The 18568-nt window shown below is 67.6% G+C and carries 9 protein-coding genes; 6 read left to right on the forward strand and 3 right to left on the reverse strand.

All coding sequences use genetic code 11. The features are described 5' to 3' along the window. Window positions 1–225 precede the first annotated feature (225 nt). Window positions 226–8328, forward strand: coding sequence for a cable pilus-associated adhesin AdhA (gene adhA, locus WS96_RS08605; protein ID WP_059831865.1), 8103 nt, complete (start codon window positions 226–228; stop codon window positions 8326–8328). A gap of 169 nt (window positions 8329–8497) precedes the next feature. Here the strand turns inward: adhA and WS96_RS34455 are convergent, their stop codons facing one another. Next, on the reverse strand, window positions 8498–8956 hold the full coding sequence (locus tag WS96_RS34455) for a hypothetical protein (protein ID WP_257127974.1): 459 nt from the start codon (window positions 8954–8956) through the stop codon (window positions 8498–8500). Here WS96_RS34455 and WS96_RS08610 point away from each other — a divergent pair. The 3 genes from WS96_RS08610 to WS96_RS08620 are packed head-to-tail and all read left to right on the forward strand — an operon-like array spanning window position 8871 to window position 13628. After that, entirely contained in the window at window positions 8871–10265 is a 1395-nt protein-coding gene (locus WS96_RS08610; protein ID WP_257127973.1) for a TolC family protein, read from the forward strand. The two genes, WS96_RS34455 and WS96_RS08610, sit on opposite strands and share 86 nt — an antisense overlap. After that, the gene (locus tag WS96_RS08615) at window positions 10258–12459 is read left to right on the forward strand and encodes a type I secretion system permease/ATPase (protein WP_059831867.1); all 2202 of its coding nucleotides are present in this window, start codon (window positions 10258–10260) and stop codon (window positions 12457–12459) included. The genes WS96_RS08610 and WS96_RS08615 overlap by 8 nt, the downstream gene beginning before the upstream one ends. Beyond that, a complete protein-coding gene (locus tag WS96_RS08620; RefSeq protein WP_059831869.1) occupies window positions 12456–13628 on the forward strand; it encodes an HlyD family efflux transporter periplasmic adaptor subunit in 1173 nt (390 codons plus the stop codon). Before WS96_RS08615 ends, WS96_RS08620 begins: the two co-directional genes overlap by 4 nt. 119 nt (window positions 13629–13747) lie before the next feature. Here WS96_RS08620 and WS96_RS08625 read toward each other — a convergent pair whose 3' ends face one another. After that, window positions 13748–14686, reverse strand: coding sequence for an NAD(P)-dependent oxidoreductase (locus WS96_RS08625; protein ID WP_059831871.1), 939 nt, complete (start codon window positions 14684–14686; stop codon window positions 13748–13750). 167 nt (window positions 14687–14853) lie between these two features. Then, window positions 14854–16107: a LysR family transcriptional regulator gene (locus tag WS96_RS08630; protein ID WP_059831873.1), complete on the reverse strand. Its 1254-nt coding sequence runs from the start codon at window positions 16105–16107 to the stop codon at window positions 14854–14856. Between the two features lie 474 nt (window positions 16108–16581). Between WS96_RS08630 and WS96_RS08635 the strand changes: the two genes are divergently transcribed. After that, on the forward strand, window positions 16582–17121 hold the full coding sequence (locus WS96_RS08635) for a hypothetical protein (RefSeq protein ID WP_156443608.1): 540 nt from the start codon (window positions 16582–16584) through the stop codon (window positions 17119–17121). Between the two features lie 78 nt (window positions 17122–17199). After that, window positions 17200–18504, forward strand: a complete 1305-nt coding sequence (locus WS96_RS08640; protein WP_059831876.1) for a gallate dioxygenase — start codon at window positions 17200–17202, stop codon at window positions 18502–18504. The last annotated feature ends 64 nt before the right edge of the window (window positions 18505–18568 follow it).

An 18568-nucleotide genomic window follows, 5' to 3' on the forward strand; every position in this document is an offset into this window, starting at 1 on the left:
GCCGTCTGGACTCGCCCCTGATTCCATAGCAGCCCCGGCTCCTTTCTTCCTTTTCCGTTATAGACCGCCTCGGGTGGGCTAGCGGCTCGTTGCGTCCCGCGCGAGCCGGATACCCGATTTGCAGCGGCGCGAAATCGCGTCGTGCCCCGTCGCGCCCGTTTGGTTGAACGTTTGCCCGTCGGCGACGGGCCAGGTTTGTCATCCCTATCTACAAGGAGTCGGGCAATGGTTTCCTCGTCGGTATTGAGCAATCACGTCGATGTTCCGGTCGCCAATGGTTCGCAGGTCGTCGCGTCGCCCGGTGGTCCAGCCAATTTCCTGCTGTCGGCGCACAAGGAGGACGTGGCCAACTACGCGCGTTCCGGGAACGACCTGGTCGTCGAATTCAAGGACGGCCGAACGGTACGCGTGCAGGCGTTCTTCGAAAACGGCGCGGATTATCACAATCTCGTCTTCGTCCAGGACGACGGGCGGTTTCTCGTGCAGTTCGGCCCCGGGTTGCAGGCGACCGGCGACGGTATCGTCGATTCGGCGCTCGTCTATGCGCCGATCGGCGACGGGTTGTCGACCGGTGCCCTGCTCGGAATACTCGGTGGCGTCGCCGCGGCCGGCGGCATTGCGGCGGCCGCGGCCAGCGGCGGCGGCGGGGATGGTGGCAGTAGCGGTAGCGGCGGCGGAACGCCGACCGGACCGGCGCGACCGACGATCGACTCGATCGATGGGCAGCCGGTTGGCGGCAACGGCAATGTCGTCACGGGGCGCGCGTCGCCGACGATCGCGGGTTCGGGTGCTCAGCCGAACGCGACGGTTACGATCCAGATCGATGGTCAGACGGTCGGTACGGTGACTGTGGACGCGAACGGGCACTGGTCGTACACGCCCGGTACGTTGCCCGACGGCGCCCATCAGATCACCGTGACGCAGACCGACAGCAGCGGCAATACGAACGAGCTGGGCACGGTCGGGATCGTGGTGGATACGATCGTGCCGGAAGCGCCTGCGATTACGGCCGTCAACGACGATGCACAACATCCGGTTGCGATCGGCGGTGCGACGAACGATACGACGCCGACGTTGAGCGGTACGGCGGAAGCGGGTAGCAGGGTGAGCGTCTATGACGGCACGACGTTGCTGGGGACGACGACGGCGGATTCGTCCGGGAAGTGGACGTTCACGCCGAGTACGGGTTTGGGAGAGGGCGCGCACTCGATCACGGTGACTGCAACGGATACGGCAGGCAACGTGAGTGCGCCGAGCGCGGCATTCGGCTTGACGATCGATACGACAGCGCCGGCGGCGCCGACGGTGAACGCGACGGATGGTACGTCGCTGTCGGGGACGGCGGAAGCGGGCGCGACGGTCAACATCGATACGAATGGCGACGGCACGCCGGACGCCACGGTGACGGCCGATCCGAGTGGCGCGTGGACGTATACGCCGTCGACTCCGCTGCCGGTCGGCACGGTGATTGGGGTGACGGTCACCGATGCGGCAGGCAATACGGGGCCGTCGGCCTCGGTAACGGTGTCGGGTGACACGACCGCGCCTGCGGCTCCGGTCATCGGCACTGTGACGGACGACGTGGGTTCCGTTGTTGGCGCGATCGTATCCGGAAGCAGTACTGATGATGCGACACCGACATTGAGCGGTACCGCGGAAGCGGGCAGCACGATCAATGTGTATGACGGCACGACATTGCTGGGTACCACGACGACAGATCCGTCCGGAAACTGGACGTTCACGCCGAGCACGGGTTTGGGAGAGGGCGCACACTCGATCACGGTGACTGCAACGGATACGGCAGGCAACGTGAGTGCGCCGAGCGCGGCATTCGGCTTGACGATCGATACGACAGCGCCGGCGGCGCCGACGGTGAACGCGACGGATGGTACGTCGCTGTCGGGGACGGCGGAAGCGGGCGCGACGGTCAACATCGATACGAATGGCGATGGCACGCCGGACGCCACGGTGACGGTCGATCCGAGTGGCGCGTGGACGTATACGCCGTCGACTCCGCTGCCGGTCGGCACGGTGATTGGGGTGACGGTTACAGATGCGGCAGGCAACACGGGGCCGTCTGCCTCGGTGACGGTGTCGGGGGATACGACGGCGCCGGCCGTGCCTATCATCGGTACCGTGACGGACGATGTGGGTTCCGTTGTTGGTGCGATCACTTCTGGTGGTGCTACTGATGATGCGACACCGACACTGAGCGGTACTGCGGAAGCAGGTAGCACGATCAATGTGTACGACGGTACGACGCTGCTGGGTACCACGACGACAGATCCGTCCGGAAACTGGACCTTCACGCCGAGCACGGGTTTGGGAGAGGGCGCGCACTCGATCACGGTGACTGCAACGGATACGGCGGGCAACGTGAGTGCGCCGAGCGCGGCCTTCGACCTGACGATCGATACGACGGCGCCGGCGATTCCGACGGTGAACGCGACGGACGGAACGTCGCTGTCGGGCACTGCCGAAGCGGGCGCAACGGTCAACATCGACACGAACGGCGACGGCATGCCGGACGCCACTGTGACGGCCGACCCGAGCGGCGCGTGGACGTATACGCCGTCGACCCCGCTGCCGGTCGGCACGGTGATTGGTGTGACGGTCACCGACGCGGCAGGCAATACGGGTCCGTCGGCTTCGGTAACGGTGACGGGTGACACGACGGCGCCTGCGGCACCGGTCGTCGTTAGCGTCACGGACGACGTGGGTTCGGTCGCCGGCGTGCTGACGACTGGTGCAACGACGGACGACACGACGCCGACACTCGCTGGAACAGCAGAAGCGGGTAGTACGATCAATGTGTACGACGGCACGACGCTGCTGGGCACGACGACGGCAGATCCGTCCGGAAACTGGACGTTCACGCCGACTACTGGTTTGGGAGAGGGCGCGCACTCGATCACGGTGACTGCAACGGATACGGCAGGCAACGTGAGCGCGCCGAGTGCGGCCTTTGACTTGACGATCGATACGACGGCGCCGGCGATTCCGACGGTGAACGCGACGGACGGTACGTCGCTGTCGGGTACAGCCGAAGCGGGCGCAACGGTCAATATCGACACGAACGGCGATGGCACACCGGATGCAACCGTGACGGCCGATCCGAGCGGCGCATGGACGTACACGCCGTCGACCCCGCTGCCGGTCGGCACGGTGATCGGCGTGACGGCCACCGACGCAGCAGGCAATACGGGTCCGTCTGCTTCGGTAACGGTGACGGGTGACGTGACGGCACCTGCGGCACCGATCATCGGCACCGTGACGGACGATGTGGGTTCCGTTGTTGGTGCGATCGTATCCGGCGCCAGTACGGATGACGCAACGCCTACCCTTGCTGGCACGGCAGAAGCAGGTAGCACGGTGAGCGTCTATGACGGCACGACGCTGCTGGGCACGACGACGGCAGACTCATCTGGAAACTGGACGTTCACGCCGAGCACGGCACTGGGTGAAGGCGCACACAGCCTGACCGTCACCGCAACGGACACCGCAGGCAACGTAAGCACGCCGAGCACGGCATTCAACCTGACGATCGATACGACGGCGCCGGCGATTCCGACGGTGAACGCGACGGACGGAACGTCGCTGTCGGGAACGGCCGAAGCGGGCGCAACGGTCAATATCGACACGAACGGCGATGGCACACCGGATGCAACCGTGACGGCCGATCCGAGCGGTGCATGGACGTACACGCCGTCGACCCCGCTGCCGGTCGGCACGGTGATTGGTGTGACAGCCACCGACGCAGCAGGCAATACGGGTCCGTCCGCATCGATAACGGTGACGGGCGACACGACGGCGCCTGCGGCACCGGTCGTCGTTAGTGTCACGGACGACGTGGGTTCCGTTGTTGGTGCGATCACTTCTGGTGGTGCTACTGATGATGCGACGCCGACATTGAGCGGTACGGCAGAAGCCGGCAGCACGGTGAGCGTCTATGACGGCACGACGCTGCTGGGCACGACGACGGCGAATCCGTCTGGAAACTGGACGTTCACGCCGACCGCTGGTTTGGGAGAGGGCGCACACGCAATCACGGTGACCGCAACGGACACCGCAGGCAACGTCAGCGCGCCGAGCACGGCATTCAACCTGACGGTCGACACGACAGCGCCGGCGATTCCGACGGTGAACGCGACGGACGGTACGTCACTGTCGGGAACGGCCGAAGCGGGCGCAACGGTCAACATCGACACGAATGGCGACGGTACGCCGGATGCAACCGTGACGGCTGATCCGAGCGGCGCGTGGACGTACACCCCATCGACTCCGCTGCCGGTCGGCACGGTGATCGGCGTGACCGCCACGGACGCAGCAGGCAATACGGGTCCGTCTGCATCGGTAACGGTGACGGGTGACGTGACGGCACCGGCCGCACCGATCATCGGTACCGTGACGGACGATGTGGGTTCTGTTGTTGGCGCGGTCGTTTCAGGCGGCAGTACGGATGACGCAACGCCTACTTTTGCTGGCACGGCGGAAGCAGGCAGCACGGTGAGCGTCTACGACGGCACGACGCTGCTGGGTACCACAACAGCGGACCCCTCCGGAAACTGGACCTTCACGCCGACCACCGCGCTGGGTGAAGGCGCACACAGCCTGACCGTCACTGCAACGGACACTGCGGGCAACGTCAGTGCACCGAGCGCGTCGTTCGCGATCACGGTCGATACGACGGCGCCGGCGATTCCGACGGTGAACGCGACGGACGGTACATCGCTGTCGGGAACGGCGGAGGCAGGGGCAACAATCAATATCGACACGAATGGCGACGGTACACCGGATGCAACCGTGACGGCGGACCCGAGCGGCGCGTGGACGTACACGCCATCGACCCCGTTGCCGATCGGCACGGTGATCGGCGTGACCGCCACGGACGCGGCAGGCAATACGGGTCCGTCTGCATCGGTAACGGTGACGGGCGACACGACGGCACCTGCCGCACCGGTCGTTGTTAGCGTCACGGATGACGTGGGTTCCGTTGTTGGCGCGATCGTTTCCGGCGGCAGTACGGATGACGCAACGCCTACTCTTGCTGGCACGGCAGAAGCAGGTAGCACGGTGAGCGTCTATGACGGCACGACGCTGCTGGGTACCACGACGGCAGACCCGTCCGGAAACTGGACGTTCACACCGAGCACAGCACTGGGTGAAGGTGCACACAGCCTGACCGTCACCGCAACGGACACCGCCGGCAACGTCAGCGTGCCGAGCACGGCATTCAACCTGACGGTCGACACGACGGCGCCGGCGATTCCGACGGTGAACGCAACAGATGGTACGTCGCTGTCGGGTACAGCCGAGGCGGGCGCAACGGTCAACATCGACACGAACGGCGACGGCACGCCGGACGCCACCGTGACGGCCGACCCGAGCGGCGCGTGGACGTACACGCCGTCGACCCCGCTGCCGGTCGGCACGGTGATCGGCGTGACTGCCACCGACGCAGCAGGCAATACGGGTCCGTCTGCATCGGTAACGGTGACGGGTGACGTGACGGCACCGGCCGCACCGATCATCGGTACCGTGACGGACGATGTGGGTTCCGTTGTTGGTGCGATCGTTTCAGGCGGCAGTACGGATGACGCAACGCCTACTCTTGCTGGCACGGCAGAAGCGGGCAGCACGGTGAGCGTCTATGACGGCACGACGCTGCTGGGTACCACAACAGCGGACCCCTCCGGAAACTGGACCTTCACGCCGAGCACGGGTTTGGGAGAGGGTGCACATGCGATCACGGTGACTGCAACGGATACGGCAGGCAACGTGAGTGCTCCGAGCGCATCGTTCGCGATCACAGTCGATACGACAGCCCCGGCGATTCCGACGGTGAACGCAACGGACGGTACGTCGCTGTCGGGTACAGCCGAAGCGGGCGCAACGGTCAACATCGACACGAACGGCGACGGCACGCCGGACGCCACCGTGACGGCCGATCCGAGCGGTGCATGGACGTACACGCCGTCGACCCCGCTGCCGGTCGGCACGGTGATCGGCGTGACGGCCACCGACGCGGCAGGCAATACGGGTCCGTCTGCTTCGGTCACGGTAACGGGCGACACGACGGCACCTTCGGCACCGATCGTCGTTAGCGTGACGGACGACGTGGGTTCGATTGCCGGCGTGCTGACGACTGGCGCAACGACGGACGACACGACGCCGACACTCGCTGGCACGGCAGAAGCGGGTAGCACGATCAATGTGTACGACGGCACGACATTGCTGGGCACCACAACGGCAGACCCCTCCGGAAACTGGACGTTCACGCCGAGCACGGCACTGGGTGAAGGTGCACACAGCCTGACCGTCACCGCAACGGACACCGCAGGCAACGTAAGCACGCCGAGCACGGCATTCAACCTGACGGTGGACACGACGGCGCCGGCGATTCCGACGGTGAACCCAACGGACGGCACATCGCTGTCGGGTACAGCCGAAGCGGGCGCAACGGTCAACATCGACACGAACGGCGACGGCACCCCGGACGCCACCGTGACGGCCGATCCGAGCGGTGCATGGACGTACACGCCATCGACCCCGTTGCCGATCGGCACGGTGATCGGCGTGACCGCGACCGACGCGGCAGGCAACACCGGCCCGTCCGCATCGGTCACGGTTGCAGACCTGACGGCACCGGCTGCACCGATCATCGCCACCGTCACGGACGACGTCGGTTCGATCGTCGGCCTGCTGACGACTGGCGCAACGACGGACGACACGACGCCGACGCTTGCAGGTACGGCGGAAGCAGGCAGCACGGTGAGCGTCTATGACGGCACGACGTTGCTGGGCACGACGACGGCAGACCCGTCCGGAAACTGGACGTTCACGCCGACCACCGGCCTGGGTGAAGGCGCACACAATCTGACCGTCACCGCAACGGACACGGCAGGCAACGTCAGCGTACCGAGCGCATCGTTCGCGATCACGGTCGATACGACCGCCCCGACCGCGACGGCCACGCTCACGACCCTGACCGACAACACCGGCGTGCCCAACGACTGGATCACCGGCGACACGACCCCGACTCTGGGCGGCACGCTGAACGCGGCGCTCGGCGCGGGCGAGGTCGTCCAGGTCAGCCTCGACGGCGGCGCACACTGGACCAACGCGACCGTCAACGGCACGAACTGGACCTGGTATGCACCGGGCGTGTTGTCCGCGGCCGACTACACGGCGACGGTGCGCGTCGTCGATGCGGCGGGCAACCTCGGCCCGACGACCTCGCAGCTCTTCACGATCGATCCGAACGTCGCGCCGGTCGTATCGGCGCAGTCGTCGGGGAACCTGCTCGGGATCATCGGCGCGAATCTGCTCAACCTGATCGATTTCAGCACGCAGCAGGCGTTCGCCGCATCGGACTACAACAACAACATCGATCACGTGACGCTGCACTACGGCGGATTGATCGGCCTCGGCGCGCTGCAATTCAACGCGAACCAGGCGCTGGCGAACGAGTTGGGGCTGCACTTCAACGTCGTCAACAACCCCGGGATCCTCGGCTTGATCGGGCCGTCGTCCGACCTGACGATCACGGCGAGCGACGGCGGCACGATCGACAACCTGAAGCTCAACGAGTTTCTCGGTTCGATCACGCTGAACGGCGGGCTGATCAGCGTCAGTGCGCTCGACAGCGTGACGATCTCCGCGACCGACAAGACGGGCCTGTCGGCGTCGGCCACGGCCGGTCAGTTGCTGAATGCGAACCTGCTCGGCTCGACGCAGTCGGCGTCGATCATCGAGGGTACGTCGAGCAGCGACACCGTCACCGGCACGTCCGGCAACGACCGCCTGTACGGCTACGGCGGGGACGACGTGCTGAACGGCGGCGACGGCAACGACCTGCTGCGCGGCGGTGCCGGCAACGACACGCTCAACGGCGGCAACGGCAACGACATCCTGATCGGCGGCGCCGGTAACGACACGCTGACGGGCGGCGCCGGCACCGACGTGTTCCTGTGGGAAGTCGTCGGCGCGGACAACACCGGCGGCAACGGCCAGGACGTCATCACCGACTTTCAGCTGGCCAGCGGCCCGAACGATACGAGCGGCGACAAGATCGATCTGTCGAAGCTGCTGGTCGGTTACACGGCCGATGCGGACGGCCCCGCGCACTACGTGGACGGCGTGCCCACGATCGATGCGGGCGACACGATCGGGCAGTTCCTGTCGGTGACGAACGTCGGCGCCGATACGGTGATCAGTATCGACCGCGACGGCGCCGGGACGGCGTTCGGTTCCGAAACCCTCGTCACGCTGAACAACGTGACGACCAACCTGGAGACCCTGCTCGCGAACCAGCAGATCATCGTCTGACCGTAGCGCAACGGGGAGGCCGGCCTGCCTCTCCGACACGGCGAGCCCCCGTCGCATCGCGACGCGGGCTTGCCCGACGCATATCCATCCCCGCGGCAAGCGGGGTCTGCTTTGCCGGACGGCTCGCCGCCGGCGTCCCGATGATGCTCAAGACAACCGCTCGTTTCAGCTACACCTTGCGTCGCGCCGTTTGCGCGGCGCGCGCCGTTTTCCATCCAGGCCATGTGTTGTTCGCGATCGCGCTGCTCGACACCGCAGCGGCGGCGTTCGCGTCGTCGTCGCCGCTGCCGAGCGGCCGGCTGACCGATTCGTTCGAGATCGCGGCGCGCGCACCGGTTGACACGGTCCATGCGGCCGCGGCGCCGTCAGCGCATTCATCGCCACCCGCGCCGCCCAGGCCGGCCGCTGCGCCAGTGCGGACGGCGATGGCGACGGCGTCGTTCGTGCCGCTGCCGGCCGGCATGCCCGCTGCCGCACCGCGCCGGCACGTGGCGCCGCCGTTGCCGCCCGCGGACCCGGCGCGGCGCATCGTCCTCGCGAACCTGTCCCGCGCGATGGCGCCGATCGATCCGCAAGCGCCGGTTTCGCCGCTGCATGACGGGATGACGGCAGGGGTGACGACGATCACGCCGGATAGACCGGACGCGTTCGATGTCCCCGCTGCCGGGCACGCCGAGGATGCCGAGGATGCCGCCGGCGCCTCGGGCGAGACGCTGCGCATCGCGCTCGATCGCCTGACGCTGCGCGACGCGGTCGGCGTCGCGATCGCGCGCCATCCGGACATCGGCCGCGCGCATGCGGAAGTGGCGCAAAGCGTGTCGGAGGTCGAGGTCGCGAAGGCGGCCTGGTACCCGAAGATCGACTACGGCGTGCGTCCCGGCTATGGCGGCAGCTTCGGCAGCAACGGCAACCGTACCGGCACGCGCGCATCGATCGGCGTGTCGCAGTTGCTGTACGACTTCGGCCGCACGTCGGGCCGGATTTCCGCGGCGGACGCGACGCGCAGCCAGAAGCAGTATCAGCTGGCCGACACGATCGAGACGGTCGCGTACCAGACGGCGTCGACGTTCGTCGAACTGGCCGCCAGCCAGGACGTCGTCGCCGCCGCGCGGCGCCAGGTCGTCGCGCTGAGCGACACGCGCACGAAGATCCTCGATCGCGTACGGGCCGGACTATCGGTTTCGTCGGACCGCAACCTGGTCGAACTGGCGATCCTGCATGCGCAGGCGGAAGTGCTGAAGGCCAACACGCGTTTCGACGTCGCCGCCGCGAAGCTCACCGAACTGATCGGCGCGCGCCCGCGGCGCGTGGCGAATCTCGGCGGCACGGTGGATTTCGTCGGCGATCTCGGCTATGCCGGCGGCGACATCGAGCGCACGCCGTCGGTGCTTGCCGCGGCGGCGGCCGTCGATGCGGCCGATGCGCGCGTGCGGGTCGCGCAGTCGGAGCGCTTCCCGTCGATCGGTATCGGCGCGAGCCGTTCGATATCGAGCGGCCGCCCGAACGCCACCAACGACACGTGGATCGGTTTCGCGGTGAGCGGCAATTACTCGCTGGGCGGCCTGGCGAGACACCAGATCGCGGCCGCCGAAGCCGAACTGCGCGCGAACCGCGAAAGCCTCGAGAACCGGCGGCTCGTCACGCGCAGCGCGCTCAAGTCGGCGGAGATCGAAGCATCGGGCGCCGCGGCGCGCCTGAACAGCTACGAGAAGGTGACCGCGCTGTCGCGGGCGTCGCGCGACCTGTACTGGCAGGAATACATCCTGAACAAGCGTACGTTGACCGATGTCGTGAATCCGGAGCGCGACATCTTCGAATCGGAAGTCGAGTCGATCAACGCGCTGGCCGACGGCGCGATTGCGCGCATCAAGGCATACGTGGCAGTCGGCAAGTTCGTCGAATTGCTGCGCGAACACGAGGGGAGTCGTCATGAATGATGCGTTTCGCGCCGGCCGCGATGCCGGCGCCGACATCGCCCGATGGGCCGACCCGCTGATTTTCGCGGCGCGGCATCTCGGCCTCGCCGTTTCGCCGGAGCAGGTGCGCGGCGCGGCATCGTGGGCGAGCGTCGCAGATCCGGACGCGGCCGTCGTCGAAGTCGCCGCGTCCGCAGGCCTGGCCGCGCAGTTCGTCGCATTGCCGCCGGCGCGGCTCACGCCGGCGATGCTGCCGGCGCTCGCCGTGTTCGACGATGCGCATGTCGGTGTGATCGTGTCGGTCGCGGCGGGGCGTGCGGTCGTTCAGTTCGTGTTCGACGGCAAGCCGCTCGAACGCGCGATCGAGCTGGACGCGCCGCCGCCCGCGTGGCCGGCCCGCGTGCTGATCGTCCACGAGCGGGTCGCGCGGCGCGACGAGCGCGTCGACGGCTACCTGTCCGTCAAACCCGACACCTGGCTGCACGATCTGTTCTCGGCGCAATGGAAGGTGTTGCTCGATCTCGGCGCCGGCTCGCTGTTCGGCAATCTGCTCGCGATCGCGACGTCGCTGTTCGCGATGCAGGTGTGGGATCGCGTGGTCCCGGCGCGGGCGACGCATACGCTGTGGGTGCTGGCGTCGGGTGTCGTGCTCGCGCTCGCGCTGGAACTGCTGCTGCGTACCGCGCGCGTGTCGATTGCCGATCATTTCGGCAAGCAGGCGGACCTCAAGCTGTCCGCGATGTTCTTCGCGCGCGTGCTCGACATCCGCAACGACGCGCGGCCGCGCTCGCCGGGCACGCTGGTCGCCCAGCTTCGGGACCTCGAACAGCTGCGCGAGCTGCTGACGTCGAGCACGATGGGCGTGCTGATCGACATCCCGTTCGTCGTCACGTTCCTGTTCATCATCTGGCTGCTCGGCGGGCCGCTCGCGTTCGTGCCGCTCGCGGCGATCCCGCTGCTGATCCTGCCGGGCGTGCTTGCACAGATCCCGCTGGCGAAGCTGTCGAACCGGGGGCTCGAGGAATCGGCGCTGCGCAACGCGATCCTGATGGAAGCGATCTATCGCGCCGAAGACATCAAGGCGTTGCAGGCGGAGCCGCGATTCCGGCAGGTGTGGGCGCATACGAATCGCGTGAATGCCGATATCGGCTTGCAGCAGCGCCGGCTGGCGGGCTTGCTGGTCAATCTCGCGCAGACGGTGCAGCAGCTTGCCTACGCCGGCGTGCTGGTCGCCGGCGTGTACGGCATCCTCGACTCGAGCCTGTCGTTCGGCGCCGTGCTCGCCTGTTCGATCCTGACGAGCCGCACGATCGCGCCGCTGGGGCAGATTCCCGCCGTGCTGTCGCGCATCCAGAACGTACGGGCGGGCAAGAAGGGGCTCGACAACCTGCTCGCGCTGCCGGTCGACCACGATCCGGCGGTCGATGCGTATCACAAGCCGGCGCTCGTCGGCCGATATCGCTTCGAGCAGGTCGGATACAGCTTCGATCCGCAGGAAAAACCCGTGCTCAGTATTCCGAATCTGTCGATCGAGCCCGGCGAGCGGGTTGCGATTCTCGGCCGGGTCGGCGCGGGAAAGTCGACGTTGCTGAGGCTGTTCGGCGGGCTCGCGACGCCGGTGCAGGGGCGCATCCTGTTCAACGACACGCCGATGCCGCTGATCGACGTCGCCGATGTCCGTCGCGACGTCGGGATGCTGCTGCAGGAATCGAGCCTCTTCTACGGCACGCTGCGAGAGAACCTGTTGATCGCGAATCCGCTCGCCAGTGACGACGCGATGCTCGCCGCGATGAAGGTCGCGTGCGCGGACCAGTTGCTGCTGCGGCAGCCGCACGGCCTCGACATGAAGCTGCGCGAAAGCGGCCTTGGCCTGTCCGGCGGCCAGAAGCAGGCGCTGATGCTGGCCCGCGTGATTCTGCGCTCGCCGAACGTGTTGCTGCTCGACGAGCCGACCGCCTCGCTCGACGAGGCGACCGAGCGGGCGATCGTCGAGCGCCTGCAGCAATGGCTGGGCAATCGCACGTTGATCGTGGCGACGCATCGTTATCCGGTGCTGTCGATCGTCGATCGCATCATCGTGCTCGATGGCGGGCGCGTGGTGCGCGACGGTCCGAAAGACGAGGTGCTGGCCGCGTTGCGCGGCGCCGGCACGCCGGCGCCGGCGGCCGGCGGCTCGCGTCCGGTGGCGGCGCAGATGGCGGGAGAGGCGCAATGAGCGATTTTCCGTGGTCGGCGCACCGCGTGCGCGAAGCGGCACCCGCCCGGCGGATGCTGTGGCTGATCGTCGCCGCGCTGGCGATCTTCCTGGTGTGGTCCGTGTTCGCGAACCTCGACGAAGTCGCGGTCGGCGAAGCCAAGGTCACGCCGGCATCGAAAGGGCAGGTCATCCAGAGTCTCGAAGGCGGCATCCTGCTGGAGCTGGCGGTGCGCGAGGGCGACGTCGTCGACGCGGGCCAGCGGCTCGCGACGCTCGATCCGGTGCTCGCGCGCGCGTCGATGGAGGAAACGCTGGAGCGGATCACCGCATTGCAGGGCCGCGCCGCGCGGCTGTATGCGGAGATGAACGACCTGCCCGGCATCGACTTCCCGGCGGAACTCGCGAACGAGAAGGCCGTGACCGCGCGCGAGCGTCAGCTGTTCGTCGCCAACCGGCGCGCGTTTCGCGAAAACGTCGCCAACCTGCGCGAACAGTTGCGCCTCGCCGAGGACGAGCTCCGGATTGCGTTGCCGCTGCTGAAAACCGGCGCGACCAACGAGGTGGAAGTGCTCCGGCTGCGGCAGAAGGCCGCCGAATTCTCGACGAAGCTCGCGGCGGCGCAGAGCGAGTACTACGTCGCGCTGAAAGCCGACTACTCGAAGACGATGGCCGATCTCGAACCGTTGCTCAAGGTTCGCGAAGGCCGTGCCGATCAATTGCGACGAACCGTGATTCGTGCGCCGGCGCGCGGCATCGTGAAGGACATCCGGGTGTCGACGGTCGGCGGCGTGATTGCGCCGGGCGGCATGCTGATGGAAATCGTGCCGCTCGACGATCAGTTGCTGATCGAGGCGCGCCTCAGCCCTCGCGACATCGCGTTCGTTCATCCGGGGCAGGACGCGACCGTGAAGATCACGGCGTTCGAATCGTCGATCTACGGCTCGCTGCCAGCGAAGGTCGAGCGGATTTCGCCCGACACGATCGAAGACCAGGTCGACCGGCGCGTGTATTACTACCGCGTCTACGTGCTCACGCAGCATGCGTATCTGGAAACCCGCGACGGCAAGCGGCATCCGATCCTGCCGGGCATGGTCGCGACCGCCGAGATCCGCACCGGGCGCCGCACCGTGTTCGACTACCTCGTCAAGCCGCTGAACCGGGCCGCCGAGGCGTTGCGCGAACGCTAGTGCGCCGGCGCGGCACGATCATGCGTGCGGCGCCGAATCGCTGCCAGGGGGGGCGCCACGCGGTCCCCCGTTAGCTTGCCCCAACGCGTTGAGCCCGAGCGATGCCACGCTGCCGCCGGTCAGTCATCGCGACCGGCGCCGTACCTGGGCGGTGTCGGCGCCGACACCGGCCGATCACCCAGCCGGTCGAGCACCGCCTTCCAGTCGAACGGCAGCAGCGCGTGGTAGTCGAGGCCGCGGGCGGCCATCCTGTCGATGAATCCGTCCTGCACGCGAGCGCATGCTTCGCTCATCTCCGGCGCAACGCCGCCTTCGCGCAGCGTGTCGCACACTTCGCGCATCTCGGCCGCGCGCCGGCGGCCATGCTCGGCGACGCGGCCGATCAGGTAGCCGGGCAGGTCGGGCCGCGTCGCGAACGTGTCGAAGGTCTGCCGCAGCGACGCGAGCACCAGCGCATCCGCACCATACGCGCGGGCCGCGCTCAGGCATTCGACGGTGAGCGCTTCGATTCCCTTGATCATCACGCTGCGGCACATTTTCGCGGCCGATGCGGCGCCGACGCGTGTCGACACGGCCTGTGCAGCGAAGCCGAGCGTGGTCAGCTCGCGTGCGACCGCGTCGGCCGACGGACCGGCCAGCAGCATCGGTACTGCGAGGCCGTGCGGCGGCACGGGCGCCATCACCGCCGCTTCGACGTAACGGCCGCCGGCGGATTCGATCAGCCGCTGGCCGTGCTGCTTCCGCGCCGGCGATACCGAGTTGATGTCGATGAACGTCTGGTCCGCCCGGATGTGCGCGGCGACCGCGGCGGCGACTTCCGCGTCGGACGATGCCGTCACGGCCGACACGATCCATTGCGCGTCGCGGATCGCGGCGGCGACCGTCGACGCGGCTTCGACCTGCACGCGCGTAGCCTTGTCGCGCATCGCGCTCGCCGTCCTTGCATCGTCGAGCTGCCGGTCGTACATCGTCACGCGGACGTTGCGCGCGGCGAGTGCGCGTCCGAGCAGGCTGCCCGCTTCGCCGAAACCGATGAACGCTATCGTCGGGTCGATCATGCGTGTCGCTCCTGATGAAGGTGAGGCGCGGGCTGGGCGTCCGGTATCGCGACGCGTGATGGCAGCGTCGCGCTTCGGCCGGTAGCCGCAGCGTATATCGATCGAATTGTGCGGCAACGCATGGGGTGGGTGCGATGCGAATCCGGCGCGGCAGCCATGCGCTTTCGTTATCGCGCAGCGGTCGTAGCGTGCGGCGTGCGCGCGACTTCGGTCGCGACCACACGGATCGCATCGATCAACGCGCGTGCCGCCGGCGACGGTGGGCTGCCGGTGCGTGTCATCAGGCCAATGTCGCGGGCCGTTTCGCGCATCGGCACGTCGAGCACGGCCAGCAACCCCGCGTCGCATTCGTAGCGCAGTTGCTGCGCGGACAGCACCGCGAGCATGTCGCTATGCAGCAGCAGGCCGCGAATCACCGCGAGGTCGGCACTTTCGACCGTCGGCATCGGCGGCTTGAGTTTCATGCGCCGGAACAGCGATTCGAACAGCCCGCGCGCGGGCGAGTGGCTGCGCGGCAGGATCCATTGCGCGCCGGCGAGGCTCGCGAGCCCGAGGTTCCGGACGTCGGCGAGCGGGTGATCGTGTCGCGCGAGCACGACGAGGTTCTCGGACATCAGCCGCTCGTTTTCGAGGTCGCTCGCCGGATCGCTCGGGCGCAGCGCACCGAGGATGAAGTCGACGTCGCCCGCGCGCACGCCGGCAACGAGCGCCTCGTAGGCGCTTTCGTCGGTGATCACGCGCACCTTCGGAAAGCGCGTGACGACGCGCGCGACCGCTTCGGGCAGTATCAGCGTGCGGCCGAGCGGCAGCGCACCGACGGTCACGATGCCCTGGATGCTGCCGTGCAGCGCAGCGACGTCGTCCGCGACGTGCCGCAGTTCGTTCAGCGCGCGCCGCACGTGCAGCAGGAACGTCTCGCCGTCGGCCGTCAGCAGCAGGCCGCGCGGATGTCGATGGAACAGCGCGAAACCCGCGCCGCTCTCGAGAATCCTGATCGCGCTGCTGACGGCCGGCTGCGTGACGCCGAGCGCACGCGCGGCGCTCGGCATGTGCCGGTGCCGCGCGAGCGTCGAGAACAGCTGGAGCCGCCGCGTGTTGAGCAGGTACGCGGGCAGGCCGCTGTCGGCTGACGCGCGGCGGCGCGACTGGCGCAGCGCACACCAGTTCGCGAGCGCGCCGAGTTCCGCGATCACGCGCTCGCCGCGCTTGAGTACCGCACGACCGACCGGCGTTGCGAGCATGCCGGACGGCTTGCGATCGAACAACGCTGCGCCGACGGCCGCTTCGAGTTCCTGCACCGCGCGCGTGACGGCCGACTGCGCGCGAAACAGCGTCGCGGCGGCGCGGCTCACGCTGCCCGTCTCGGCAACGCGCCGCACCGCGTACAGGCAGGCGAGATTCGGAAGTTCGGTGTTGTCCATGGGTGTTCGGGCAGTGTGCGTCGCCGACGGCGGCACGCGCGACATGCGTGCCGCCGTACGGCCCGCGCCGGCGATGCAGCGGGTTGAACGACTTTACCGGAACGGTGGCCGCGCAGCTTGCGTCGTGCTTGTCGATCCATCTGTTTTATTTATCGGGTGCGAATCGCCGGGCGACCGGTTGCGGCGCGTGCGCCGCCGAACGCCGACGCGCGTGCGCCATATTCGGCGGGCTTTCAGGCCATCGGAAACGCGGTTCGCGTGCCGGTTGAAAGCTTGCCGGATAGGCGGCTTCTCCAAAATATAAGGGTTTTCCCTAACTGTGTTGCATCGCCTGCGGCTGAGTAATTTCAATCCCGGGCGCCGCAAGCACGCGGTTGCCGGCACATCGGACCGCCATCTGATTCATTGTTCGTCCGATCACGGAAAGGAGCTGGCGTGCGGCGCGGCTCCTGCAACTACGAGCGAGGTAGCGTAATGGGGCGACAGCACATCATTGGAGCCGGCGCATCGGCGGGCGCATCGGCACGCAGCACGCGGCTGTCGGACACGATCCGCGCGGGCATTCGCGGCGGCTTCGCGGGCGCGGTGCTGATCTGGGTTTACGAGGCGCTCGTGTGGGTCGGCGCGCAGCACCTGATGCCGCTCGCCGGCATCCCGCGCAACGCGACGGGGCTCGTGTTCGGCAAGGCCGCACAGGATGCGCTCGGCATCGGCGCATACTTCATCGGCACGGCGATCCATTTCGTGTTCGCGCTGTCGTGGGGCATCGTGTTCGCGGCGATCTGGCCGTGGTTCCGCCAGCGCGGCTTCGAGGCGACGTTCGTCGCGCTGTTCTTCGCTATCGTCGCATGGATCGTGATGCACGCGCTGATCATGATCGCGTCGAGCAATCATCCGAACTATTTCGACCCGAACGTGATCATCGGCGGGTTCATGTCGCATTTCGTATTCGCCGTTCCGCTCGCGCTGGTCGTCAAGCGCAGCCTTGCGCCGCAGCCGGACGGCCGCGCGTAGCGAGCGAACGCGCACGCATTCAATCGGCAACGGCCGGCACGGCCGGACCGCATCAGAGCACCACGAAGGAGCATTGGCATGGCACGGATTATCGGAGGCATCGCGGCCTCCCACACGCCCACGATCGGGTTCGCGTTCGACAAGAACAAGCGCGACGATCCGGTCTGGGCGCCGATCTTCGAAAACTTCGCGCCGCTGGCCGCGTGGCTCGCCGACAAGCGTCCCGACGTGCTGCTGTTCATCTACAACGACCACGTGACGTCGTTCTTCTTCGATCACTACTCGGCGTTCTCGCTCGGCGTCGGGCCGCAGTGGCATCCGGCGGACGAAGGCGGCGGCGCGCGCGACCTGCCGCCGATCGCCGGCCATCCTGCATTCGCCGCGCATATCGGCCAGTCGCTGATGGCCGACGAGTTCGACATGTCGTTCTTCCAGAACAAGCCGCTCGATCATGGCTGCTTTTCGCCGCTGTCGGTGCTGTGTCCGCACCGCCCCGACTGGCCGGTGCAACTCGTGCCGCTGCAGATGGGCGTGCTGCAGTTGCCGGTGCCGTCCGCGCGCCGCTTCTACCGGCTCGGCCAGGCGCTGCGCCGCGCGATCGAAAGCTATCCGGAGGACCTGCGCGTCGCGATCGTCGCGACCGGAGGACTGTCGCATCAGGTGCACGGCGAGCGTTCGGGCTTCAACAATCCCGAATGGGACGCGCGTTTTCTCGATCTGCTCGAGCGCGACCCCGAGCGCCTGGCTGGCATGCCGCTCGGCGAATACGCGGCGCTCGGCGGCTTCGAAGGCGCCGAGGTCGTGATGTGGCTCACGATGCGCGGCGCGTTGCCGGCGGGCGTCGTGTGCCGGCACCGCGGCTACTACCTGCCGTCGATGACGGGGATCGCGACGGCCGTCTACGAGCCGGCGGACACCGACGTCGACGAGGCGGCGGCCGAGCGTCACCGGCAGCGGATCGCGGCCGAACTCGCCGGCGTCGAGCAACTGCCCGGCACCTATCCGTTCACGATCGAGCGGGCCGTGCGTGCGTACCGGATCAACGACTATCTGCACCGGATGATCGAGCCCGCGCATCGCGCGCAGTTCGTGAGCGACCCCGAAGCGAGCTTTGCCGCGGCGGACCTCAGCACGGAGGAGCGCGACCTGATCCGCCGGCGCGACTGGCTCGGCCTGCTGCGCTACGGCGTGATCTTCTTCCTGCTCGAAAAGCTCGGCGCGGTGACGGGCGTATCGAACCTGCATATCTACGCGGCGATGCGCGGCGAATCGCTGGAGGATTTCCAGCGCACGCGCAACGCGCCGGGCGCGCTGTACTCGGTGGCTGGCAAGAGCGCCGGGCCGCTCGGCTGGGACGGCGCGGACACGCCGGGCAACACGTAACGCAGGTCGAAGGCGCGCGCGGGATCGCGGCGCCTGCGGGACCGGGAGGCCGACACGCCGGAAG

It is taken from the genome of Burkholderia sp. MSMB1835 (genome assembly GCF_001526365.1).
Taxonomy (GTDB): Bacteria; Pseudomonadota; Gammaproteobacteria; order Burkholderiales; family Burkholderiaceae; genus Burkholderia.